At 73.0% G+C, this 23,792-nt stretch carries 16 protein-coding genes, 1 tRNA gene and 1 pseudogene; 8 read left to right on the top strand and 10 right to left on the bottom strand.

The features are described 5' to 3' along the window. Positions 1–286: 286 nt before the first annotated feature. The 4 genes from gltB (at position 287) to GOBS_RS15725 (ending at position 8,905) form a co-directional block, all read left to right on the top strand. A complete protein-coding gene (gltB, locus tag GOBS_RS15740) occupies positions 287–4,969 on the top strand; it encodes a glutamate synthase large subunit (protein ID WP_243697513.1) in 4,683 nt (1,560 codons plus the stop codon). Then, positions 4,962–6,449: a glutamate synthase subunit beta gene (locus GOBS_RS15735; protein ID WP_012949247.1), complete on the top strand. Its 1,488-nt coding sequence runs from the start codon at positions 4,962–4,964 to the stop codon at positions 6,447–6,449. The genes gltB and GOBS_RS15735 overlap by 8 nt, the downstream gene beginning before the upstream one ends. Before the next feature lie 162 nt (positions 6,450–6,611). Further along, complete coding sequence (gene pyk / locus GOBS_RS15730) at positions 6,612–8,027, top strand: pyruvate kinase (RefSeq protein WP_012949246.1); 1,416 nt, start codon at positions 6,612–6,614, stop codon at positions 8,025–8,027. Then, on the top strand, positions 8,024–8,905 hold the full coding sequence (locus GOBS_RS15725) for an acyl-CoA thioesterase (RefSeq protein WP_012949245.1): 882 nt from the start codon (positions 8,024–8,026) through the stop codon (positions 8,903–8,905). Before pyk ends, GOBS_RS15725 begins: the two co-directional genes overlap by 4 nt. A gap of 1 nt (position 8,906) precedes the next feature. Here the strand turns inward: GOBS_RS15725 and GOBS_RS15720 are convergent, their stop codons facing one another. Both GOBS_RS15720 and GOBS_RS15715 read right to left on the bottom strand, forming a co-directional pair. Beyond that, complete coding sequence (locus tag GOBS_RS15720) at positions 8,907–10,646, bottom strand: pyridoxal-dependent decarboxylase (RefSeq protein WP_012949244.1); 1,740 nt, start codon at positions 10,644–10,646, stop codon at positions 8,907–8,909. Between the two features lie 39 nt (positions 10,647–10,685). Beyond that, positions 10,686–10,759, bottom strand: a tRNA-Leu gene (locus tag GOBS_RS15715). A gap of 85 nt (positions 10,760–10,844) precedes the next feature. Between GOBS_RS15715 and GOBS_RS15710 the strand changes: the two genes are divergently transcribed. Together GOBS_RS15710 and GOBS_RS15705 are read left to right on the top strand one after the other, a co-directional pair. Further along, the gene (locus tag GOBS_RS15710) at positions 10,845–11,447 is read left to right on the top strand and encodes an ANTAR domain-containing response regulator (protein WP_012949243.1); all 603 of its coding nucleotides are present in this window, start codon (positions 10,845–10,847) and stop codon (positions 11,445–11,447) included. A 192-nt stretch (positions 11,448–11,639) separates the two neighbouring features. Continuing rightward, positions 11,640–12,980 (top strand): ABC transporter substrate-binding protein, encoded by a 1,341-nt coding sequence (locus GOBS_RS15705; protein ID WP_012949242.1) that lies wholly within the window; start codon positions 11,640–11,642, stop codon positions 12,978–12,980. Between the two features lie 580 nt (positions 12,981–13,560). On the opposite strand, the gene GOBS_RS15700 is transcribed toward GOBS_RS15705, so the two are convergent. The 4 genes from GOBS_RS15700 to GOBS_RS15685 are packed head-to-tail and all read right to left on the bottom strand — an operon-like array spanning position 13,561 to position 17,745. Continuing rightward, positions 13,561–14,433 carry an ABC transporter ATP-binding protein gene (locus tag GOBS_RS15700; protein WP_012949241.1) on the bottom strand — a complete coding sequence of 291 codons (873 nt, stop codon included), beginning with the start codon at positions 14,431–14,433 and terminating at the stop codon, positions 13,561–13,563. Continuing rightward, positions 14,430–15,485, bottom strand: a complete 1,056-nt coding sequence (locus tag GOBS_RS15695) for an ABC transporter ATP-binding protein (protein ID WP_012949240.1) — start codon at positions 15,483–15,485, stop codon at positions 14,430–14,432. The genes GOBS_RS15700 and GOBS_RS15695 overlap by 4 nt, the downstream gene beginning before the upstream one ends. Continuing rightward, positions 15,475–16,473 (bottom strand): branched-chain amino acid ABC transporter permease, encoded by a 999-nt coding sequence (locus GOBS_RS15690; RefSeq protein WP_012949239.1) that lies wholly within the window; start codon positions 16,471–16,473, stop codon positions 15,475–15,477. The genes GOBS_RS15695 and GOBS_RS15690 overlap by 11 nt, the downstream gene beginning before the upstream one ends. Positions 16,474–16,476: 3 nt before the next feature. After that, positions 16,477–17,745 carry a branched-chain amino acid ABC transporter permease gene (locus GOBS_RS15685; protein WP_012949238.1) on the bottom strand — a complete coding sequence of 423 codons (1,269 nt, stop codon included), beginning with the start codon at positions 17,743–17,745 and terminating at the stop codon, positions 16,477–16,479. Positions 17,746–18,221: 476 nt separating this feature from the next. On the opposite strand from GOBS_RS15685, the pseudogene GOBS_RS29775 reads away from it, so the two are divergent. After that, positions 18,222–18,503 (top strand): annotated as a pseudogene (locus GOBS_RS29775) (GNAT family N-acetyltransferase); the annotation flags it as partial. Between the two features lie 234 nt (positions 18,504–18,737). Here GOBS_RS29775 and GOBS_RS15675 read toward each other — a convergent pair. After that, the gene (locus GOBS_RS15675) at positions 18,738–19,142 is read right to left on the bottom strand and encodes a PaaI family thioesterase (RefSeq protein ID WP_012949237.1); all 405 of its coding nucleotides are present in this window, start codon (positions 19,140–19,142) and stop codon (positions 18,738–18,740) included. Positions 19,143–19,288: 146 nt separating this feature from the next. Here GOBS_RS15675 and polA point away from each other — a divergent pair, with 146 nt between their 5' ends. Next, a complete protein-coding gene (gene polA, locus GOBS_RS15670) occupies positions 19,289–22,027 on the top strand; it encodes a DNA polymerase I (RefSeq protein ID WP_012949236.1) in 2,739 nt (912 codons plus the stop codon). Positions 22,028–22,040: 13 nt separating this feature from the next. Here the strand turns inward: polA and GOBS_RS27595 are convergent, their stop codons facing one another. Genes GOBS_RS27595 through GOBS_RS15660 form a run of 3 tightly spaced genes read right to left on the bottom strand, consistent with a single transcriptional unit; the run spans position 22,041 to position 23,608 of the window. Then, positions 22,041–22,538, bottom strand: a complete 498-nt coding sequence (locus GOBS_RS27595) for a histidine phosphatase family protein (RefSeq protein WP_279432657.1) — start codon at positions 22,536–22,538, stop codon at positions 22,041–22,043. Beyond that, entirely contained in the window at positions 22,535–22,702 is a 168-nt protein-coding gene (locus GOBS_RS27590) for a hypothetical protein (RefSeq protein ID WP_166487420.1), read from the bottom strand. Before GOBS_RS27590 ends, GOBS_RS27595 begins: the two co-directional genes overlap by 4 nt. 51 nt (positions 22,703–22,753) lie before the next feature. After that, on the bottom strand, positions 22,754–23,608 hold the full coding sequence (locus GOBS_RS15660; RefSeq protein WP_012949235.1) for a class I SAM-dependent methyltransferase: 855 nt from the start codon (positions 23,606–23,608) through the stop codon (positions 22,754–22,756). Between the last annotated feature and the right edge of the window lie 184 nt (positions 23,609–23,792).

Below are 23,792 nucleotides of genomic sequence, written 5' to 3'. Positions count from 1 at the left end.
GTACGAGATCGGTGGTGCGCCTGTGTACCCTTCTGCCAAGGCCCCACAGTGATCCTGTCGGGGTCGCACGCGTCGGAACCGGGCCAGTGCCGCCCCGCGGACGACAGCGCCGGGGCACCACCCCCGGCGCTCGCCCAGCCGGGCCCACGGTCCCCCGACCGTCCGCCGGCCGGCTCCCCGCAGTGCCCGCTCCTCTGCCCTCTGACCACCGGCCGGGCCCAGCGCCCCCGCCCCGCTCCCGTCACCGCCGACGGCGCCCGGGCGGCGTGCCGACGACGGGAGTGACATGCCCGAGTCCACCGCCCCCGCCGCGACTCCCTCCGGCCCCGGCGGCACCGCCGTGCCGTTCTCGGCCGTCCCGGCCGCGAGTGGCCTGTACGACCCGGCCAACGACAAGGACGCCTGCGGCGTCGCCTTCGTCGCCGACGTGCAGGGTCGCGCCAGCCGGAAGATCGTGGCCGCCGGGCTCACCGCCCTGCACAACCTGGACCACCGCGGCGCCGCCGGTTCCGAGCCGAACTCCGGGGACGGCGCCGGCATCCTCACCCAGGTCCCGGACGCGCTGCTGCGCGCCGAGGTGGACTTCGACCTGCCCCCGGTGGGCGAGTACGCCGTCGGCATCGCCTTCCTGCCCGTGGACGAGGCCGAGCGGGCCGCGCGGGTGGACGACGTCGTCCGCCTCGCCGCCGAGGAGGGCCTGACCGTCCTGGGCTGGCGCGAGCTGCCGGTCGACCCGGACGGCGCCGACGTCGGCCCCACCGCCCGCGCGGTCATGCCGCACTTCGCCCAGCTGTTCGTCGCCGAGACCATCGGGGCCCGCGCCGACGGCACCGCGTTCGGCGGAGGGACCGCCGTCAACGGCGTCACCCGGCTGGAGCGGCGCGCCTTCGTGCTGCGCAAGCGGGCCGAGCGGGCGGCCTCCGAGGCCGGCAGCTCCCTCTACATCACCTCGCTGTCGAGCCGCACCATCACCTACAAGGGCATGCTGACCACCGACCAGCTGCCGGCCTTCTTCCCCGACCTGCGGGACGAGCGCTACGCGTCGGCGATCGCGCTGGTGCACAGCCGGTTCTCGACCAACACCTTCCCGAGCTGGCCGCTGGCCCACCCGTTCCGGCTGATCGCGCACAACGGCGAGATCAACACCATCAAGGGCAACCGGAACCGGATGCGCGCCCGCGAGGCGAAGCTGGAGACGGCGCTGTTCGACGCGCCCGGCGGGGGGTCGGGAGGCGACGGAGCCGAGCTCGGCCTCGAGCGGATCTTCCCGGTCACCGCGAGCGACTTCAGCGACTCGGCCACCTTCGACGAGGTGCTCGAGCTGCTGCACCTGTCCGGCCGGTCGCTGCCGCACGCGGTGCTCATGATGATCCCGGAGGCGTGGGAGAACCACGACGAGATGGACCCGGCCCGCCGGGCCTTCTACCGGTTCCACGCCTCGATCATGGAGCCGTGGGACGGGCCGGCCGCGGTCGCGTTCACCGACGGCACGCTCATCGGCGCCGTGCTCGACCGCAACGGGCTGCGCCCGGGCCGCTGGTGGCACACCAAGGACGACCTGGTCGTGCTGGCCAGCGAGGTCGGCGTCCTGGAGATCCCCGACTCCGACGTCGTCGCCAAGGGCCGGCTGCAGCCGGGCCGCATGTTCCTGGTCGACACCGCCGCCGGGAAGATCGTCTCCGACGAGGAGGTCAAGGGCGCCCTGGCGGGGGAACACCCCTACGAGGACTGGCTGCACGCCGGCCTGGTGCACCTGCCGCAGCTGCCCGAGCGCCGCCGCGCCCGGCCCAGCCACGAGTCCGTCGTCCGCCGGCAGCAGCTGTTCGGGTACACCGAGGAGGACCTGCGCGTCCTGCTCACCCCGATGGCGTCCTCCGGCGCCGAGCCGATCGGCTCCATGGGCACCGACACCCCGGTCGCCGCGCTGTCGGACCGCTCCCGGCTGCTCTACGACTACTTCGGGCAGCTGTTCGCCCAGGTGACCAACCCGCCGCTGGACGCCATCCGCGAGGAGCTGGTGACCAGCCTGGGCCGCACCTTCGGCCCCGAGCAGAACCTGCTGCGCGCGACCCCGGCGTCGTGCCGGCAGCTGTTCCTGCCGTACCCGGTCATCGACAACGACGAGCTCGCCAAGATCCTGCACATCGACGACGACGGCGACCTGCCCGGGTACGCCGCCGTCCGGATCACCGGCCACTACGACGTCAACGGCGGCGGGACGGCGCTGGCGCAGGCGGTCGAGCAGCTGCGCACCAAGGTCAGCAGGGCCATCGCCGCGGGCGCCCGGATCATCGTGCTCTCCGACCGGGACTGCGACGAGAACCGCGCCCCCATCCCGTCGCTGCTGATGACCGCCGCCGTCCACCACCACCTCGTGCGGCAGAAGACCCGCATGGAGGTCGGGCTGGTCGTCGAGTCCGGCGACTGCCGCGAGGTGCACCACGTCGCCCTGCTGCTCGGCTACGGCGCCGCCGCGGTCAACCCCTACCTGGCCTTCGAGTCGATCGAGGACCTCATCCGCGACGGGAACCTGACCGGCATCCAGTCGGCCCAGGCGGTCCGCAACGTGGTCAAGGCGCTGGGCAAGGGCGTCCTGAAGGTCATGAGCAAGATGGGCATCAGCACCGTCGGCTCGTACACGATGGCGCAGATCTTCGAGGCGGTCGGTCTCTCCCAGGAGATCGTCGACGAGTACTTCACCGGCACCTCCTGCCCCCTCGGCGGTGTGGGCATCGACGTCCTCGCCGAGGAGGTGGCCATGCGCCACCGCCGCGCCTACCCGGAGAACCCGACCGAGCGCGCGCACCGCCGGCTGGAGACCGGCGGCGAGTACCAGTGGCGCCGCGAGGGCGAGGTGCACCTGTTCAACCCCGAGACGGTGTTCCTGCTGCAGCACGCCACCCGCGCCCGCCAGTACGACGTGTTCCAGCGCTACACCGAGACCGTCGACAAGCTGTCCGAGGAGGCCGCGACGCTGCGCGGGCTGTTCACGCTGAGGACCGGCGTGCGCCCGCCCGTGCCGATCGACGAGGTGGAGCCGGTCAGCGAGATCGTCAGGCGCTTCCAGACCGGCGCGATGAGCTACGGCTCCATCTCGCAGGAGGCGCACGAGACCCTGGCGATCGCCATGAACCGGCTGGGCGGCAAGTCCAACACCGGCGAGGGCGGCGAGGACCCCGACCGCTTCCAGCCCGACCCGAACGGCGACCTGCGCCGCTCGGCGATCAAGCAGGTGGCCAGCGGCCGGTTCGGCGTCACCAGCGAGTACCTGGTCAACGCCGACGACATCCAGATCAAGATGGCGCAGGGCGCCAAGCCCGGCGAGGGCGGCCAGCTGCCCGGCGCCAAGGTGTACCCGTGGGTCGCCCGCACCCGGCACTCCACGCCCGGTGTCGGCCTGATCAGCCCGCCGCCGCACCACGACATCTACTCGATCGAGGACCTCAAGCAGCTGATCCACGACCTGAAGAACGCCAACAACGAGGCGCGGGTCCACGTCAAGCTGGTCAGCGAGGTGGGCGTCGGGACGGTCGCGGCCGGCGTGAGCAAGGCGCACGCCGACGTCGTCCTCATCTCCGGGCACGACGGCGGGACGGGCGCGGCGCCGCTGACGTCGCTCAAGCACGCCGGCTCGCCGTGGGAGCTGGGCCTGGCCGAGACGCAGCAGACGCTGCTGGCCAACGGCCTGCGCGACCGCATCGTCGTCCAGGCCGACGGGCAGATGAAGACCGGCCGCGACGTGGTCATCGCCGCGCTGCTGGGCGCCGAGGAGTACGGCTTCGCCACCGCTCCGCTGGTCGTCTCCGGCTGCGTGATGATGCGCGTCTGCCACCTCGACACCTGCCCGGTCGGCGTCGCGACGCAGAACCCCGAGCTGCGCAAGCGGTTCACCGGGCGACCGGAGTTCGTCGTCACCTTCTTCGAGTTCCTCGCCGAGCAGGTGCGCCAGTACCTCGCCGAGCTGGGCTTCCGCTCGCTGGACGAGGCGATCGGCCACGCCGAGCTGCTGGACACCCGGAAGGCGGTCGACCACTGGAAGGCCGCCGGGCTGGACCTGTCCCGGATGCTCGCCGTCCCCGAGCTGCCCGACGGCACCGCCCGGCACCGGGTGCGCGAGCAGGACCACGGCCTCGACGTCGCCCTGGACCAGACGCTGATCCAGCTGTGCGAGGGCGCGCTCCTCGACGCGCGACCGGTCAGCCTCGAGCTGCCGGTGCGCAACGTGAACCGCACCGTCGGCACGATGCTGGGCTCGATGGTCACCCGGCGCTTCGGCGGCGACGGCCTGCCCGACGGCACGATCGACCTGACCTTCACCGGGTCGGCCGGCCAGTCCTTCGGCGCCTTCGTGCCGCGGGGCATCACCATGCGGCTGTTCGGCGACGCCAACGACTACGTCGGCAAGGGGCTGTCCGGGGGGCGCATCGTCGTCCGGCCGGCCCGCGAGGCCGGCTTCGCCGCCGAGGACAACGTCATCGCCGGCAACGTCATCGGCTACGGCGCCACCGCGGGTGAGGTCTTCCTGCGCGGCCGGGTTGGCGAGCGGTTCTGCGTGCGCAACTCCGGCGCGCTGGCCGTCGTCGAGGGCGTGGGCGACCACGCGCTGGAGTACATGACCGGCGGCTCCGCGGTGATCCTCGGCCCGACCGGCCGCAACATCGCGGCCGGCATGTCCGGCGGCATCGGCTACGTCCTCGACCTGGCCCGGCACCGGGTCAACGCCGAGATGGTGGACGTCGAGCCGCTGGACGGGGAGTCCGCGCAGTGGCTGCGCGACGTGCTGGTCCGCTACGCCGCGGACACCGAGTCGCCGGTGGCCGCCGCACTGCTGGCCGACTGGGGCCGCTGGTCCGAGCGGTTCAGCGTGATCATGCCGCGCGACTACCGGCGCGCGCTCGAGGCCCGGCGTGCCGCCGAGGCCGCAGGAACGGACGTGGATCGAGCTGTGATGGAGGCCGCACGTGGCTGACTCGACCGGTTTCCTCAAGCACGAGCGGGCGCTGCCGCCGCGGCGTCCCGTCGACGTGCGGATCCTGGACTGGAAGGACGTCTACCTCTCCCGGCAGAACGGGGAGGACGCCGTCTTCCCGGTCACCGCGGTGCGCCAGCAGGCCGCCCGCTGCATGGACTGCGGCATCCCGTTCTGCCACCACGGCTGCCCGCTGGGCAACCTGATCCCCGAGTGGAACGACCTCGCCCGCCGCGACGACTGGACCGAGGCGATCGAGCGGCTGCACGCGACCAACAACTTCCCGGAGTTCACCGGGAAGCTGTGCCCGGCGCCGTGCGAGGGCTCCTGCGTGCTCAACCTGCAGGAGTCGCCGGTCACGATCAAGCAGATCGAGTGGGAGATCATCGACCAGGCGTTCCAGCGCGACCTGGTCAAGCCGGTCCCCCCGCAGGAGCACACCGGCAAGCAGGTCGCCGTCATCGGCTCCGGCCCGGCCGGGCTGGCCGCCGCCCAGCAGCTGACCCGGGCGGGGCACGACGTCACCGTCTTCGAGCGGGCCGACCGCGTCGGCGGCCTGCTGCGCTACGGCATCCCCGAGTTCAAGATGGAGAAGGCCGTGCTCGACCGGCGGCTGGACCAGATGCGGGCCGAGGGCACCCGGTTCGTCACCGGCGTCGAGGTCGGCAGCGGCCGGGACGGCGACCTGACCGTCGAGCAGCTGCGCGGCGAGTACGACGCCGTCGTCCTGGCCGGCGGCGCCACCCTGGGCCGCGACCTGCCGGCGCCGGGCCGGGAGTTGAACGGCATCCACCTGGCGATGGAGTACCTGCCCTTCGGCAACCGGCAGGCGCTGGGCGAGCTCGACGAGCCGCCGATCGACGCGCACGGCAAGCACGTCGTGATCATCGGCGGCGGTGACACCGGCGCCGACTGCCTCGGCACCGCCCACCGGCAGGGGGCGCTCTCGGTGACCCAGCTGGAGATCATGCCGGCGCCGCCGGACCGCCGGGCCGAGACCAACCCGTGGCCGACCTACCCGATGGTCATGCGGGTCTCCAGCGCGCACGAGGAGGGCGGGGAGCGGCTCTACAGCGTCAACACCGAGCGCTTCGTGGGGGACGACGACGGCAACGTGCGCGCGCTGCTCATCCACGACGTGGAGCGGGTCGACGGCCGGTTCCAGAAGGTCGAGGGGACCGAGCGCGAGCTGCCGGCCGACCTGGTGTTCCTCGCCATGGGCTTCACCGGCGCCCAGCGCACCGGTCTGGTGGAGGCCCTGGGCGTGGAGCTCGACCAGCGCGGCAGCATCGCCCGCGACGACGAGTTCATGTCCAGCGTCCCCGGTGTCTTCGTCGCCGGTGACATGGGCCGCGGCCAGTCGCTCATCGTGTGGGCGATCGCCGAGGGCCGCGCCGCCGCGGGCGCCGTCGACGCCTGGCTGACCGGCTCGACGACGCTGCCGCGCCCGGTGACCCCCACCGCGGTCGCACTGCGGTAAGGACCCCGTCCTCCCCACTCCTCGCAAGGTCGGGGTGGGACCCGGGACGGGGCCGAAGGGCCGGGTCCCGCATCCCGCGGGGCTCGGCCCTCGTCGCGTGCGGGGCGACGTCACAGGGCACCCTCCCCGCGCCGGGCGGGCCGCGCTACTAGCGTCTGACCCATGTCCCGTCGCGCGAAGATCGTCTGCACCCTCGGGCCGGCGACCGGTTCCCTGGAACAGGTCACCGCCCTCGTCGAGTCGGGGATGGACGTCGCCCGGCTCAACTTCAGCCACGGCGCGCACGCCGACCACGAGCGGGCCTACCGCCTGGTGCGCGAGGCCTCCGACCGCACCGGTCGCGCCGTCGCCATCCTCGCCGACCTGCAGGGCCCCAAGATCCGCCTCGGCACCTTCGCCGACGGCCCGGTCCACTGGGAGACCGGCAGCCGGGTCTGCATCACCGTCGACGACGTCGAGGGCACCGCCGAGCGGGTCTCAACCACCTACAAGGGCCTGGCCGCCGACGCGAAGGTCGGCGACCGGCTGCTGGTCGACGACGGCAAGCTGGCGCTGTCGGTCGTCGCGATCGAGGGCCCGGACGTGTGGTGCCTGGTCGTCGAGGGCGGCGAGGTGTCCAACAACAAGGGCCTGTCGCTGCCGGGCGTCGCGGTGAGCGTGCCGGCGATGTCGGACAAGGACGAGGAGGACCTCCGCTTCGCCCTGCACATGGGGGTCGACTTCGTGGCGCTGTCCTTCGTGCGCTCACCGCGCGACATGGAGCTGGTGCGCGACGTCATGCGCCGGGAGGACGTCTCCGTCCCCGTCATCGCCAAGCTGGAGAAGCCCGAGGCGGTGGAGAACCTCGAGGCGATCGTCGAGGCGTTCGACGGGGTCATGGTCGCCCGCGGCGACCTGGGCGTGGAGCTGGCGCTGGAGCAGGTGCCACTGGTGCAGAAGCGGGCCGTGCAGGCCGCCCGCGAGCGCAACAAACCGGTCATCGTGGCCACGCAGATGCTCGAGTCGATGATCACCAACTCGCGGCCCACGCGCGCGGAGGCCTCCGACGTCGCCAACGCCGTCCTGGACGGCGCGGACGCGGTGATGCTGTCGGGGGAGACCTCCGTGGGCCGCTACCCGATCGCCGCCGTGCGGACGATGGATCGGATCATCGATGCCGTCGAGAGCGACGCCGTGCGCGTCCCCGAGCTGGTCCGGAAGTCGCGGTCCCGGTCCGGCGCCATCGTCCGGTCCGCCCGGGACATCGCCGAGTCCCTCGACGTCAAAGCCCTGGCCACCTTCACCCAGACCGGCGGCAGCGCCCGGCGGCTGGCCGCGCTGCACCCCCGGATGCCGCTGCTGGCCTTCACCATCGACGGGCGGGTGCGCAGCCAGCTGGCGCTGTCCTGGGGCGTGGAGACGTTCCTGGTCCCCGCGGTGCAGCACACCGACGACATGGTCCGGCAGGTGGACTTCTCGCTGCTGTCCATCGGCCGGCTCAAGGAGGGCGACCGGGTCGTCGTCGTGGCCGGCAGCCCCCCGAACACCCCGGGGTCGACGAACCTCATCCGGGTCCACGAGGTGGGTACCGACTCGTGACCCAGGTGGACGGCAGCAGCCAGGCCGCCGCGCTGATGGCCGTCCTCGACCTCGAGGAGCGCGACACCGACCTGTACGTCGGCCAGACGCCGCGGACCCCGCTGCAGCGCATCTTCGGCGGGCAGGTGGCCGGGCAGGCACTCATGGCCGCCTCACGGACGCTGCCGGGGGAGCGGGCCGTGCACTCGCTGCACTCGTACTTCCTGCGACCCGGTGACCCGCACGAGGAGATCCGCTACGCCGTCGAGAGGATCCGGGACGGGCGCACGTTCAGCACGCGGCGGGTCATCGCCTGGCAGCGGCGCCGGGGTGAGGACGTGGCGATCTTCGCCCTCACCGCCGACGCCGCGGTGCCGGAGAGCCCCGTGGTCGAGCACGCGCTGCCGATGCCCGAGGTGCCGGCGCCGGATACCCTGCCCACCCTGCCCGAGGTGGTCGCGCCCCATGGCGAGCGCGCCGCCGCCGCACTCGCCATCAGCCAGGCGGTGGAGCAGCGGCTGCTCGAGGACCCCTTCGACCGGACGCCGAAGTCCCCGCCGGACACCCGCACCTGCGTGTGGATGCGGGTCGCCGGCCGGCTGCCCGAGGACGGCAGCGTGCACCGCTCGGCGCTGACCTTCGTCAGTGACCTGACCCTGCTCTCGGCCGGGCTGGCCCGGAGCGGCGGCGGCTGGGGTGGGGAGTACGTCGGCGCCAGCCTGGACCACGCGGTCTGGTTCCACGCACCGGTGCGGGCCGACGAGTGGTTCCTCTACGAGACCGACAGCCCCGCGGCCTCCGGTGGCCGGGCGCTGTGCTTCGGCCAGATCTGGGCGGCCGACGGCACGCACGTGGCCACCGTCACCCAGCAGGGCCTGATCCGGTCGCTGCGCGCTTGACTCAGGAGCCGGTGCCACGGGCTCCGGCGTCGGTCTCGCTGTGGACGGGCACGACGCCGTCGGCCTCCGGGCGGTCTCCTTCCGCTTCCGCGACGGCAGCCGGCGGCGTCAGGTCCTCCTGCGCGTGTGCCTGGGCCGCCGTCTCGTCCTGGGCGGCCGGCGTCTCGACCGGCTGGAGTGCCACGGCGCGCGCGGCGTCCTCCCGAACGCGCTCGGCCGCGGCCCGGCGCTCGGCCTGCTCCCGGGCGCGCTCGGCGGCGGACTCGGCGAAGTCGGCGGCCAGCCAGTCGTGGCCCTCGCACAGCAGCGCCCAGGCCCGCTCGACGTGCGCCCGCGTCGTCGTCGGCGCGCCGATCGCCACCCGCAGCACCACCTGGCCGCGGACCGTGGTGTGGGTCAGGAACACCTCGCCGCCGTCGTTGAGCCGCTCCAGCAGCGTCATGGTGGCGACGTCGGCGTCCACCCCCTCGGGCCACCGCGGGCGCAGGCACACCAGCGACAGCGGGTGCGGGACCACGACGTCGAAGCGGTCGTCGGCGTCGGCCCAGCCGGCCAGGTCCTGGGCCAGGGCGACGCCGGACCGGATGTGCGCCCGCAGGCCCTCGGCGCCGTACCAGCGAAGCACGAACCACAGCTTGAGGGCGCGGAAGCGGCGGCCGAGCTCGATCTGCCAGTCGCGGTAGTCGACGACCGAGCCGGTCTCGGTCGCGGCGTTGCGCAGGTACTCGGGCAGGATCGCCAGGGCGCCGGTGAGGGCGGCCCGGTCGGCCACCCAGAACAGCGTCGCGTCGAAGCCGGTGAGCAGCCACTTGTGCGCGTCGGTGGTGTAGCTGTCGGCCCACTCGACGCCGGTCTGCAGGCCCCGCAGCTCGGGGGCGACGGCGCTCACCCCCGCGTAGGCGGCGTCCACGTGCAGCCAGACGCCGGCGTCGCGGCAGACGGGGCCGAGCTCGGCGAGCGGGTCCACGGCCGTCGTCGACGTCGTCCCGACGGTGGCGCAGACCAGCACCGGCCGGTACCCGCGGGCGGCATCCCGCTCGAGCCGGGCCCTGAGCGACTGCGGACGCATCGCCAGGTCGCCGTCGACCTCGACGATCCGGACGGCGTCGCTGCCCAGGCCGGCGATCCGCACGGCCTTCTCCATCGAGGAGTGCGTCTCCGCGGAGACGTAGACGGTGTACTCGTCGGGCCGGACGCCGGAGCGGACGGGCTCCCCGCCGCCGGCGCGGTGCAGGGCCGCCAGCAGGGCCACCAGGTTGGCCCCGGAACTGGAGTCCTGGACCACGCCGCCGCCCGGGCCGGTCGACAGGAAGGTCTCCGGCAGGCCGAGCAGGCCCGCGAACCAGTCGAGGACGTGCTGCTCGAGCTCGGTGGCCGCGGGGCTGGTCACCCAGGACATGCCCTGCACGCCGAGGCCTGCCGAGACCAGGTCGCCGAGCACCGAGGGACCGGAGGTGTTGGCCGGGAAGTAGCCCAGGAAGCCGGGGTGCTGCCAGTGGGTCAACCCGGGGACGACGACGCGGTCGAGGTCGGCGAGGACGGCGTCGAACGGCTCGCCGTCCTCCGGCGGGGCGGCCGGCAGCGCCGCGCGCACGTCGCCGGGGGCGACGGGAGAGCGGACGGGGAGGGAGCCGATCCGCGCCCAGTAGTCGGCGATCCAGTCGACGACCTCGTGGCCGTGCCGGCGGAACTGCTCCGGGGTCATGTGCGGGGCGGACGGCGTCGGCTCGGGCTCGCTCACCGTGTCACCGTATGGCCCGGCGCCGAGGTCCTCCTGAGGTGCCCCCGGTGCGACTCGAACGCACACTGCGCGGGTTTTGAATCCGCTCCCTCTGCCGATTGGGGTACGGGGGCGTACCGACCGGCCCAGGCGGCCGGTGAGGCGAGGAACAGCCTAACGGGCCGTCGTGGACCGTCAGGCATCGATAGGCTCCCGCGCGTGAGCAGCGAGCCGATCCGGGTCCTCATCGCCGAAGACGAGGCGCTCATCCGCCTCGACCTCAAGGAGATGCTCGAGGAGGAGGGGTACACCGTCGTGGCCGAGGCCGGCGACGGGCAGCAGGCCGTCGAGCAGGCCACCGAGCTGCGGCCGGACCTGGTGATCCTGGACATCCAGATGCCGGTACTCGACGGGCTCTCGGCCGCCGAGCAGATCGCCTCGGCCCGCATCGCGCCGGTCATCGTGCTGACCGCCTTCAGCCAGCGCGAGCTGGTCGAGCGGGCGCGCGACGCCGGTGCCATGGCCTATCTGGTCAAGCCGTTCTCCAAGAACGACCTGGTGCCGGCCATCGAGGTGGCCCGTGGCCGCTACGCCGAGATGACCGCCCTCGACGGCGAGGTACGCACGCTCGAGGAGCGCCTGGAGACCCGCAAGGTGGTCGAGCAGGCCAAGGGCAAGCTGATGACCGACCAGGGGATGACCGAGGCCGAGGCCTTCCGGTTCATCCAGCGGACGGCGATGAACGAGCGCACGTCGATGAAAGCGCTCGCCCAGCGCATCCTGCAGCCGGAGGCCGCCGCGGACCCGACGACGGGCAGCTGACGCCTGAGGTGTGATCCTGGTCGCGCGTCCGACACGCCGTGTGACGAGTCGGGATCCGACAGGTCACGACCTGATCACGGTCGTGCCGACCCCTGCTCCACCTCCGGATCCGGCAGCTACCTTCCCCCCACTGACCGGTCGCCCGCCTGGGCGGGCCGGGTGCACGACCGACACCACAGTGGGAGTTGTTTGATGCGCACAGGCATCCTCGCGCGCAACGCCGCCGTCGCGGCCGCGGCCCTCCTCGTCCTGACCGCCTGTGGCGGCGGTGGCGAAGACACCGGCGGCGGTGGCGACGCGGCCGGTGAGACCGGCGGCGGCGAGCGACAGGTCAACGTCTACGGCACCGACGGCAACATGGGCAACGCGCTGGGTGAGTCCTTCACCGCGCCGGGCTCCCTGGCCGGCATGAAGGGCACGACACCGCTCACCGACCTCGGCTCGGAGTTCACCGACCGGCTGCGCGAGATCGACCCGAACCTGCAGGACTACAACTACGCCGGCGAGACCTACGACGCGGTGATCGTCACGGCGCTCGCCGCGCAGGCGGCCGGCACCAACGACGCGAACGTCTTCAAGGCGTTCGTCAACGGGATGACCGTGGGCGGCGAGGCCTGCACCGACTTCGCGGCCTGCCTGGAGATCATCAACAACGGTGGGAACGTCGACTACAACGGCATCTCCGGCCCGCTGAGCTTCACCGACGCCGGTGAGCCCGCTGAGGCGAGCTTCGGCATCCTGCAGTTCGGCGAGGACAACCAGCTCGACGAGGACGCCACCGACTTCGTCCTCGCCGGCGACAGCGCCAACGCCACCAGCGACGAGGGCCCGGCGTACGCCGCTCCCGGCGCCACCAGCGAACCGTTGGTGATCGGGACCCTGCTGCCGCTGACCGGGAACCTCGCCTTCCTCGGCCCGCCCGAGGTCGCCGGCGCCCGCCTGGCGGTCAACGACATCAACGCCGCCGGCGGCGTGCTGGGCCAGCCGGTCCAGCTGATCGAGGGTGACTCCGGTGACGCCTCGACCGACACCGCCACCCAGACGGTCGACCGTCTGCTGCAGGGTGGCGTCAACGCCATCATCGGCGCCGCGTCCTCGGGTGTCAGCCTGACCGTCATCGACCGGATCACCGGTTCCGGCGTCGTCCAGTTCTCGCCGGCGAACACGTCCGACCAGTTCACCGACTACAACGACAACGGGCTGTACTTCCGGACCGCCCCGCCGGACGTCCTGCAGGCCCGGGCGCTGTCCGACCTGATCATCAACGACGGCAACAACACCGTCGGGATCATGGCGCTCAACGACCCGTACGGCACCGGTCTGATGGAGAACACCCGCGAGAACCTGATCGCGGCGGGCCTGGCCGAGGACAGCATCCAGACGCTGACCTACGACCCGCAGGCGGCGAACTACGACGCCGAGATCCAGCAGATGGTGGACTTCGCCCCCGACGCCGTCGTGGTGATCGGCTTCGAGGAGTCCGCGCGCATCATCGAAAGCCTCAACTCGCAGGGCATCGGCCCGCAGCGCTGATGTAGCTCCGTCCGCACGGGCAGCGGCCCGGCACCCCTCGCGGGTGCCGGGCCGTCGTCGTCTCCGGGGTCGGCGCCGCCGGTGCCGGCCTCCGCGTCCGGACGGCGGGCCGGTCCCGGTGGGCGGAGGGCCCCACCGACGTCGCTCCTGGCAGTGCCGATGAGCCGTGCGGTCCGGTCCGGGTGGGACCTCGGAGCGGACGACCCGGTCCCGGTCGCGCTCGAGCGGGGTGCCGGGGGAGTGGCCGTCCCGGTCGGCGTCGGCGCGCAGCACGAGCGTGCCGTCGTCCGCCCGCACCGCCAGACGCGGCCGGGCGGGCGCGGCGGCGTGCGCCGGCACGCGGGAGACGCCGCTCGACGCCGCGGACCCACACCGCAGCCCCCGGGTCCGGATCGGACCCGCCGCCCACCCAGCACGACGGCGCCGGCCCCCAGCAGGGGACCGGCGCCGTCGTGGTGAGCTACCGGAACAGCCACCCTTCAGGGACCCGCCGGCCCCGTCCCGGGTCCCTCCCCGAGCCTGCGAGGGGTGGGGAGGACGGGGTCCTTCTCCGAGGCACGGGGGGAAGGGTGGCCCTCCTTCAGTGCGCCTTGGCCAGCGTCCCCAGGTAGAGCTCGATGACCTTGGGGTCGTGCATCAGCGACTCGCCGGTGTCGGTGTAGGCGTTGCGGCCCTGGTCGAGGACGTAGCCGCGGTCGCAGATCTGCAGGCACCGGCGGGCGTTCTGCTCGACCATGATGATCGAGACGCCGGTGGCGTTGATCCGCCGGCAGCGGATGAACACCTCGTCCTGGTAGGCGGGGGAGAGGCCGGCCGACGGCTCGTCGAGCAGCAGGACGGACGGCTCCATCATCAGCGCCCGGCCCATGGCCACCATCTGCCGCTCACCGCCGGACAGCGACCCGGCCTTGATCTTGCGCCGCTCCCCGAGCATGGGGAACAGGTCGGCCACGTAGTCGAAGCGCTCGCGGAAGACCTTCGGCCGCAGGTAGGCGCCCATCTGCATGTTCTCCTCGATGGTGAGGGAGGGGAACACGTTGTTGTTCTGCGGCACGTAGCCGACGCCGAGGGAGACCAGCCGGTGGGCCGGCGCGGACGTGATGTCCTCGCCGCGGAGGCTGACCGTGCCGGAGCGCACCGGGATGAGCCCGAACAGGGTCTTGAGCAGCGTGGACTTGCCGGCGCCGTTGGGGCCGATGATGCCGACCAGCTCACCGTCCTGCAGGTAGAAGTCGCAGCCGTTGAGGATGTTGACGCCGGGCACGTACCCGGCGACCAGCTCGTCGGCCCGCACCAGCGCGCCCTCGGCGAGCCGCGCGTGCTCCTCGCGGGTGGCGGCCCGCTCGGCCCGGGACATCTCCCCGGCGATCGCCCGCTGGTCGGGGGTGCCGCCGTCGGAGTGCCCGACCTGGAACATCGGGTCCTCCATGGCCGGGTCGTCCATGGTGCTCATCGGTCCTCCTGGCGTCGGGTCTCGGAGCCGATGACGTCGCCGTCGGCGTTCTCCTCGCGGGCGATGGCCGCCTCGGCCTCGGCGAGGACGCGGTCCTCCTCCTCGACGGTGAGCGGGGCGTCGTGGTGGGCGCCGAGGTAGGCGTCGACGACCGCCTGGTTCTGGCTGATCGACTCCGGCGGGCCCTCCGCGATGACCTTGCCGGCGGCCATGACCACGACCCAGTCGCTGATGTCCCGGACGACGTCCATGTCGTGCTCGACGAAGACGACCGTCATGCCCTGCTCGCGCAGGTCCTTGACGTGCCCGAGCAGGCTCTGGGTGAGGGCCGGGTTCACGCCGGCCATCGGCTCGTCGAGCATGACGACCTTCGGGTCGCTCATGAGCGCGCGGGCCATCTCCAGCAGCTTGCGCTGGCCGCCGGAGAGCGTGCCGGCGAAGTCGTCCTTCTTCCGGTCCAGCTTGAACCGGGTGAGCAGCTCCATCGCCTTCTCGGTGTTGGCCCGCTCCTGCGCCCGCCAGGTGCCGGGCACCAGGGCGCGCAGGAAGCTCTCGCCCTTCTGCCCCTGCGCACCGAGCAGCATGTTCTGCAGCACGGTGAGCCGGGACAGCGCCTTGGTCAGCTGGAAGGTGCGGACGACACCCAGCCGGGCCACCTGGTGCGGTGCCAGCTTGCCCAGCGGACGGCCGTCGAACGACCACGAGCCGGTGTTGGGCTGGTCGAAGCCCGTCAGCAGGTTGAACAGCGTGGTCTTGCCGGCGCCGTTGGGGCCGATCAGGCCGGTAATCCCGCCGCGCTGCACCTCGAGGTGGTCCACCGACACCGCGGTGAGGCCGCCGAAGGTGCGGGTGACCCCGTCGACGACGATGGCCGGGTCGGGCTTGGCCACCCCGACCTCCCACGACAGGTCCTTGAGCGCCGCCTGGGCCACCCGGCGGGGCTCGTCACCCGTCCGCCAGGCGTGCTCCGGGGCGGAGGCGCCCGGGGCCGCGCCGGAGGAGGCCGTCGCGCCGTGCGAGGCCGGCTGGCCGGGGCTCTGGTCAGCGGGCATCGAGCATCACCTCTCGTCGGTCACCGAAGATGCCCTGCGGTCGGAAGACCAGCAGCAGCATGAGTCCGAGCCCGATCAGCACGAACCGGAGCTGAGCCACGTCGGTCGCCGAGAGCAGGTCCTCGGGGATGACCCCGTTGCCGATCAGCGTACGCAGGCCGGTGTCGGCGAACTGGATGATGAAGAACATCAGCATCGAGCCAACGACCGGACCGAGGACGCGGGCCGCGCCGCCGAGGATCAGCGCCGCGTAGGCCAGGAAGGTGTTGGCGTTCTGGTACTGGTCGGGGTTGGCCGACGCGGTGCCGAGGGCATACACCATGCCGCCCAGGGCGCCGAGCACACCGCCGAGGACCAGTGCCTGCATCTTGTAGACGTAGACGTTCTTACCGAGCGAACGCACGGCGTCCTCGTCCTCGCGGATGGACTTCACCACCCGGCCCCAGGGGCTGCGCATCAGCAGCCAGATGAGCAAGCAGGACAGCGCGACGAGGACCCACCCGACCACGGTCACCCACAGCTCGGCGCCGCTCCACTGGGTGCCGAGGATGCCGTAGCGGCGGGCGGTGTCCCACGGCGCCAGGGCCACGAAGTCGGCATTGAAGCCGGACAGCCCGCGGGTGCCGTTGGTAACGGGGGTCGCCGACACCGAGCGGAACAGCAGCCGCAGCCCCTCGGCCGCCGCGATCGTCGCGATGGCCAGGTAGTCGGCACGCAGCCGCAGGGTCGGCAGACCCAGCAGCAGCGCGAGGACGACGGCGGCGAGGATCCCGACGGCCACGCCCACCCAGAAGTCGAGGCCCCACTGGCTCACCGAGATGGCGATGCCGTAGCCGCCGAGCATCGCGAAGGCGATCTGCCCGAAGTTCAGCAGCCCGGCGTAGCCGAACTGCACGTTGATGCCGATGGCCAGCAGCGCGAGGAAGACGGCCTGGAAGCCCAGGCCGGCCTTGAGCGCGACGGCCAGGGCGTCGACCAGCTCACCCATCGTTCAGCCCACTCTCACCCGGCTGCCGAGGATGCCCTGCGGCCGCACGATCAGGATGACGATCAGCAGGAGCAGCCCGCCGACGTACTTGACGTCGTTCGGGATGACCAGCGTCGACATCTGGACGAAGACACCCACCACGATGCTGCCCACGAGGGCGCCGTAGGCGGTGCCGAGACCGCCGAGGGTGACCCCGGCGAACATGAGCAGCAGCAGCCGGAAACCCATGTCCCACTGCACCTCGTCGGAGAGGCCGAGCAGGACGCCGCCGAGGGCCGCGAGCGCGCCGCCCATCATCCAGACCACCAGGATCACCCGGTTGACGTTGATGCCCGAGGACGCCGCGAGGTCGCGGTTGTCGGCGACCGCCCGCATCGCCTTGCCGATCTTGGTGCGCTGCAGCATGACCGCCACCAGCAGCAGGACGACCAGCGCGATGACGATCGACGACAGGTCGGCGTTCGTCATGGTGAACGCGCCGTAGTCGACCGCCCGCTGGCCCCGGTAGTCGGCGTAGGCCTCCGAGCCGCCGCCGAAGATGATCTGGTACAGGTAGCGCAGCAGCAGCGACAGGCCGATCGAGATGACCAGCGCGGCGACCAGACCGGTGCCGCGCCGGCGCAGCGGCCGCCAGATCGCCAGCTCGTTGAGCGCCCCGACCCCCGCACCGATCACCATGGCGATCAGTGCGGCCGGGACCAGCGGTACGCCGCCCTGGACGTTGATGAACCACGCGGCGATCGCGCCGATGGTGACGAGCTCGCCGTGCGCGAAGTTGGTCAGTCCGGTGGTGCCGAAGATCAGTGAGAGTCCGACCGCCGCCATGGCGATCAGCAGGCCGAAGCGCAGGCCCTCGACGAGCAGCTGGACCCAGCGGACCGTGCCGCCGCCGGCCTCCCGGCTGCCGTCGCTGAGCGCGATGATCACGCCCTGGTTGCGGCCGGCGTCGACGGTGACGGTGCGTGTGTTCTCCCCGGTGAGCACCACGCCCTCGGGCAGGTCCTCGGCGTCGATGGTGACGGTGTACTGACCCGGACCGGGCAGCGGCACCGCCCACTGGCCGTTCTCGTCGGTCTCCGCGGTCTCGACCTCGGCGCCGTCGGCGGTCGTGACGACCACCTCCACGCCCTCGATCGGCCCGCTGGCGTTGGTCCGCAGGGTGCCCGACACCTGCTCGGTGCCCGCGGGCTCGGTCTGTGCCGACGCGGCGCCGGGTGCCAGCGTGAGGGCGAGGCCGCCGAGGACGGTCAGCAGGAGCAGACGGAGCAGCATCCGGCCACCGGTTGCACGGGATCCCCGTGCGGACCGGTGCCGGGCAGGGGCGGGTCCCCTGGGTGCACCGCGTCCCGGTACACGGCCTGGCGCGTGCGTCACTCGACCTCCCTGGCTCTGTGCATGACGGGGGACGGTAACCCAGCGGTGTTGCGGTTCGACGTCCTCGCCGCCCAGCTGTTACCTGTCCGCGACACGCCGCACCCGTCCCGCCCGTCCCACGGGCGGCGCGCCGTCGTGATCACCGGGTCGTCGGGTGCACGCTCCGGCCACCGTCCAGGGAGGCCCGGTGTCGGTTCCCGGTTCCCGGTGCCGCGTCACGACGCGCGCCGCGCGTCCCGCTGACCTGCCCGCCGTCCTCACCCTGGTGCGCCAGCACCGCGCCGAGGCGCACGCCGAGGGGGTGCTGACCGGTCAGACCCGGGTCCGCGGCCGCCGCCGGCTTCCGCCGGCTGCTCGCCGACCCGGCGCACCGCGTGGTGCTCGCCGTGCTGCCCGGCCCGAACGCCCCGGACGGCGGTGCGGGCAGCGGGGAGGTGACCGTGGGCCTGGCCGTGCTCGGCGTCGACCCGCTGTCGGTGGTCCTCGGCCTGCCGCAGGTGACCGTCGACGACCTCGTCGTCCACCGCGACCACCTCCGGTGCGGCGCCGGTGCGGCGCTGCTCGCGGCCGCGGTGGCGTACGCGTCTTCGGTGGGTGCCGCGCACGTCGTCGACGCCGTCGGCGGGCACGAGGCCGAGCGGCAGCGGTTCTTCGCGCGGATGGGGTTCGCGCCGCTGACCACCCGGCGGATCGTGCCGCGGGAGACCCTCGCGCGGACGCTCGCCGCCTGGCAGCGCGGCGGGGGACCGTCCCGGTGCCGCGTCGTCCGCCGTTGCGCCGTCGTGCGCAGGCCCGGCTGTTGCCGCTGCTCGACGCCGCCGACGGCTGAAAAAGGCCCCTTCTGCCCCCGCCACTCGCAGGCTCGCGGCGGGACCCTGCAGGAGGGCCGATCAAGCCGCCAGCAGCATGCAGGTGAGGCGGGCGGTGGCGGTTCCGCGGCCCTGCTCGTCGGTGACCTCGATGGTGAAGGTGGCCAGCGTCCGGCCACGGCGGACCGGCGTGGCGACGGCGGTGACGACGCCCTCGGTGGCCGCCCTCAGGTAGCTCACGTTCAGCTCGACCCCGACGGCCTGCCGGTCCGGGCCGGCGCCCAGCGCCGCGGCCCAGGACCCGACGGTCTCGACCAGCGAGCAGGTCGCCCCACCGTGCAGCAGCCCGAACGGCTGCTGGTTGCCGTCGACCGGCATCGTCGCGACCACGTGGTCGGGGTCGAAGTCGGTGATCCGGATGCCCAGCTTGTCGTCCAGCGGGCTCATCTGCCCGGCGTCGAGCCAGGCGGGGCGGTCCACGGTCACCCCGGCACCGTAGCCAGCGCCCGCGCGACGGCCCCACCGCAGGTCCCGCCGCGAGCCCGGTGACGTACTGGAACGGCCCCCTTCCCGGGCCCACCCCGAGCTCGCGAGGGGAGGGGAGGAAGGGGGTCCTTCTAGGATCGGCGGCGATGTCCGCTCCGGTTGCCACCTCAGCGCCCACCGCCCCCACCGACCCGGGGGGCCGCCCGCGGCTGCTGCTGCTCGACGGGCACTCGCTGGCCTACCGCGCCTTCTTCGCCCTGCCGGTCGAGAACTTCTCGACGACGACCGGGCAGCCGACCAACGCGGTCTACGGCTTCACCTCGATGCTGATCAACGTGCTCCGCGACGAGCAGCCGACGCACGTGGCGGTCGCCTTCGACGTGGGCCGCAAGACCTTCCGCAACGAGATCTACGCGGAGTACAAGGCCAACCGCAGCGAGAGCCCGACCGACTTCCGCGGTCAGGTCAGCCTCATCCAGGAGGTGCTGGCCGCACTGCACGTCCCGGTCATCACCGCCGAGGGCTACGAGGCCGACGACGTCATCGCCACCCTCACCGTGGCGGCCGTCGAGCAGGGCATGGACGTGCTCATCTGCACCGGCGACCGCGACGCCCTGCAGCTGGTCAACGAGCACGTCACCGTGCTCTACCCGCGCAAGGGCGTCTCCGACCTGACCCGGTTCACGCCGGAGGAGGTCGAGGCCAAGTACGGCCTGTCGCCGGCGCAGTACCCCGACTTCGCGGCACTGCGGGGCGACCCCAGCGACAACCTGCCGAGCATCCCGAGCGTCGGGGAGAAGACGGCGGCCAAGTGGGTCCGGGAGTACGGCTCGCTCGACGCCCTGGTCGACCAGGTCGACACCGTGAAGGGCAAGGTCGGCGAGAAGCTGCGCGAGCACCTGTCCTCGGTGCTGCAGAACCGGCGGCTGACCGAGCTCGACCGTGCCGTGCCGCTGGAGCTCGGCCCGGCGGACCTCGCCGTTCGCGCCTGGGACCGCAACGAGGTGCACACCCTCTTCGACAACCTGCAGTTCCGGGTGCTGCGCGACCGGCTCTTCGCCACGCTCACCAGCGCCGAGCCGGAGGCCGAGGGCGGCTTCGACGTCGCCGACGACGAGGTGCCCGCCGGCGGGCTGGGCGCCTGGCTGGACCAGCACGCGCGCACCAGCCGCACCGGCATCATCTTCCGGGGCACGTGGGGCCGGGGCACCGGTGAGCTGACCGGCATCGCGCTCGCTGGCGGCGACGACCACGCCACCTTCGTCGACCTGGGCCCCGGCCTCGACGCCGTCGACGAGCAGGCGCTGGCCGACTGGCTGGCCGACCCGGACGCACAAAAGGTCGTGCACGAGGTCAAGGGCCCGCTGCTGGCCGTCTGGGCACGCGGCTGGGACCTCGCCGGCGTCGTCAGCGACACGGCGCTGGCTGCCTACCTGGCGCTGCCCGGGCAGCGCTCCTTCGACCTGGCCGACCTCGCCGTCCGGTACCTGCGCCGCGAGCTGAAGGACTCCGCCGCCGAGGAGACCCAGCTGACCCTCGACGGGATGGGGCCGTCGGAGGAGGACCTCGCCCGCGAGGCCGCGCACGCCGACGTCCTCAAGGCCGTCGCGGTCAACGACCTCTCCGACGCGCTGGATTCCCTGCTCGGCCAGCGCGGCGGCGACGCCCTGCTCGGCGGGATCGAGCTGCCGCTCACCTTCGTGCTCGCCCGCATGGAGCAGCGCGGCATCGCCGCCGACCTGGACTTCCTGCACGAGCTGCAGCGCGAGTTCGCCGACGGCGTGGCCGCCGCGGCCGCCGAGGCCTACGCGGTCATCGGCCGCGAGGTGAACCTCGGCTCGCCCAAGCAGCTGCAGGCGGTGCTCTTCGACGAGCTGGGCCTGCCCAAGACCAAGAAGATCAAGTCCGGCTACACGACCGACGCCGAGGCACTGACCAACCTGCTGGCGCAGACCGGCCACCCGTTCCTCGAGCACCTGCTCCGGCACCGCGACGTCACCCGGCTGCGCACCGTCATCGACGGCCTGATCCCCATGGTCGACGACGGCGGGCGGATCCACACGACGTTCCAGCAGACGATCGCCGCCACCGGCCGGCTGTCCTCGATCGACCCGAACCTGCAGAACATCCCGATCCGCACCGCGGAGGGCCGGCGGATCCGGCAGGCGTTCGTCGTCGGCTCCGGCCACGAGTCGCTGATGACAGCGGACTACAGCCAGATCGAGATGCGGATCATGGCGCACCTCTCCGGCGACGCGGGGCTCATCGAGGCCTTCACGTCGGGGGAGGACCTGCACTCCTTCGTCGCCTCCCGGGCGTACGACATCCCGATCGAGGACGTCGACCCGGAGATGCGCCGCCGGATCAAGGCGATGAGCTACGGCCTGGCCTACGGGCTGTCGGCCTACGGACTGGCCGGGCAGCTGCGCATCTCCGTCGAGGAGGCGCGCGAGCAGATGCACGCCTACTTCGAGCGCTTCGGCGGGATCCGGGAGTACCTCGACGGCGTGGTCGACGACGCCCGGCAGACCGGCTACACCGAGACGACGCTGGGCCGCCGCCGCTACCTGCCCGACCTCACCAGCGACAACGGGCAGCGGCGCCAGATGGCCGAGCGGATGGCGCTCAACGCCCCCATCCAGGGGTCGGCGGCCGACGTCATCAAGGTGGCCATGCTGCGGGTGGAGCAGGCCATCGCCGACGAGGGGCTGCGCTCGCGGATGCTGCTGCAGGTGCACGACGAGCTCGTGCTCGAGGTGGCGCCCGGGGAGCGGGAGGCGCTGGAGACCCTGGTGCGCCGCGAGATGGCCGGTGCCGCGCAGCTCTCGGTGCCGTTGGAGGTCTCGGTCGGCTTCGGCCGGACCTGGGACGAGGCCGCCCACTGAGTCCGCCGTCGGCCTACCCGAGGTCAGGAGACGTCCAGCTGCGTGGCGCCTCGTCCGCGCGCCTGCCCGGGCCGGAGGCCTCACCGAGGCGGCGCCAGGCGTGCGGCACGTGCCCCGTCCCGGGGTCGAAGCGGAACCAGCTGCCCTGACCCGGCTGGTCGTAGCGGCGGTCGACGGGGACGCCGAGGAGGTGGCACAGGAGCAGCGCGCCGACACCGCCGTGCGACACGACGACCGGGTCGCCGTCGGCCGCGGCCACGGCCCGCTCGACTGCGGCCACGACGCGACGCTGCGCGTCGACCGCGCGCTCCCACCCGCGGACGCTGTCAGGGGGTCGCGCGAAGAACCCGTCGGCCACCGCCTCGAACTCGGCCGGCGGCAGGTACCCGGTCGCGGACCGGTCGTTTGCGCCCAGGTCCTCGTCGACGGTGACGGGACGTCGCACCGCCGCAGGGAGGAACTCGGCGGTCTCCCGGTCTTCCGCTCGGCGCTCGAGACGACCCCCGGTCAGGTCCCGCAGCCACGGCTCGGCCAGCGCGCGCTCGAGACGGGTGCGGCCGCGACGGACAGGCCCCGCTGGGGGACCGGCACGTCGGGCACCACGGCGACCTCGGGGTGGGGCAGGAAGACGACCTGCACGGCGGTGGTCCACCGCGTCGGCCACCCGTCCGTCACCCCGGAGCAGCCTCATCCTCGACCTGAGGTGGAGCGTTCGGGTGCGGGCGGTCAGGCGGGCTTGCGGCAGACCAGCACGAGGGTGCCGGGGACCAGGGCGCCGCGGGCGGGGGACCACTGCCCCCACTGCTGCGTACGGCCCGGCGTCCACTCCGGCTCGAGCAGGTCGTCGAGGACCAGCCCCGCCCCGACGACGGCGCGCACCCAGTCGCCGACCGTGCGGTGGTGCTCGACGTAGACGGCCCGGCCGTCCTCGTCGGTCTCCACGTACGGCGTCCGGTCGAAGTAGGAGGACACGACCCGCAGGTCCTCCGGGTCGGGGGAGTCGGGCAGCGGCCAGCGCATCGGGTGGTTCACCGAGGCGACGAACCGCCCGCCCGGACGCAGCACGCGGGCCACCTCCGCCAGCGCCGCCTCGACGTCGGCGACGAAGGGCAGCCCACCGAACGCCGAGCAGGCCACGTCCACGCTCGCCGAGGTCAGCGGCAGCGCCCCGACGTCGGCCTGCAGCAGCGGGACGTCGATGCCGGTGGCGCGGTTGAGCTCGGCGGCGCGGGCCAGCATCCCGCCGGAGAGGTCGAGCGCCACGACGTCGGCCCCCTCGCGGCGCAGCCACCGCGAGCACGGCGCGGACCCGCAGCCGACCTCGAGCACCCGGCGGCCGGCGACCTCCCCGAGCAGGTGCGCCTCGGCCTCGCGCAGGCCCTCGGGGCACCACAGGAAGTCGACGTCCCCCAGGTCGCCGCCGTGCTCGGCGAGGTAGGCCGGCGCCGCCGCGTCCCACCAGCGCCGGTTGGCCCGGACCGACTCCGCCGTCCCTGCCGGCCGGCGGGCGACCCCGCTCGGCGCCGGGTAGCCGTCGTCAGCGAGGAGCAGGTCGGGCGGGGGAGCTGCCGGGGTGTCCATGACACGCCGATCGTGACACGCCGCGGTGCCCGGAGCGGTGCTCGACCCAGGTGGACCGGCTGGTCCCCGGCTCCGTACCATGGTGGTGCGCCAGAGGTCTGTCAGTGCTGAGCCCACCAGGGGATCGGCGCGCGCCGGCTCTCCCCGCTCCCCGCGGTCACCCGGCCGCGGGTCGTCCTGTCCC

This window comes from Geodermatophilus obscurus DSM 43160, assembly GCF_000025345.1.
GTDB lineage: Bacteria > Actinomycetota > Actinomycetes > Mycobacteriales > Geodermatophilaceae > Geodermatophilus > Geodermatophilus obscurus.
Note: the sequence above shows the minus strand (reverse complement) of the source record. Positions and strands in the feature narration are given on the sequence as shown.

Coding starts and splice junctions, on each gene's coding strand:
- gltB (WP_243697513.1), top strand. CDS start 287: ATGCCCGAGTCCACCGCCCCCGCCGCGACTCCCTCCGGCCCCGGCGGC.
- pyk (WP_012949246.1), top strand. CDS start 6,612: ATGTCCCGTCGCGCGAAGATCGTCTGCACCCTCGGGCCGGCGACCGGT.
- GOBS_RS15705 (WP_012949242.1), top strand. CDS start 11,640: ATGCGCACAGGCATCCTCGCGCGCAACGCCGCCGTCGCGGCCGCGGCC.
- GOBS_RS15700 (WP_012949241.1), bottom strand. CDS start 14,433: ATGAGCACCATGGACGACCCGGCCATGGAGGACCCGATGTTCCAGGTC.
- GOBS_RS15695 (WP_012949240.1), bottom strand. CDS start 15,485: ATGCCCGCTGACCAGAGCCCCGGCCAGCCGGCCTCGCACGGCGCGACG.
- GOBS_RS15690 (WP_012949239.1), bottom strand. CDS start 16,473: ATGGGTGAGCTGGTCGACGCCCTGGCCGTCGCGCTCAAGGCCGGCCTG.
- GOBS_RS15685 (WP_012949238.1), bottom strand. CDS start 17,745: ATGCTGCTCCGTCTGCTCCTGCTGACCGTCCTCGGCGGCCTCGCCCTC.
- polA (WP_012949236.1), top strand. CDS start 19,289: ATGTCCGCTCCGGTTGCCACCTCAGCGCCCACCGCCCCCACCGACCCG.
- GOBS_RS15660 (WP_012949235.1), bottom strand. CDS start 23,608: ATGGACACCCCGGCAGCTCCCCCGCCCGACCTGCTCCTCGCTGACGAC.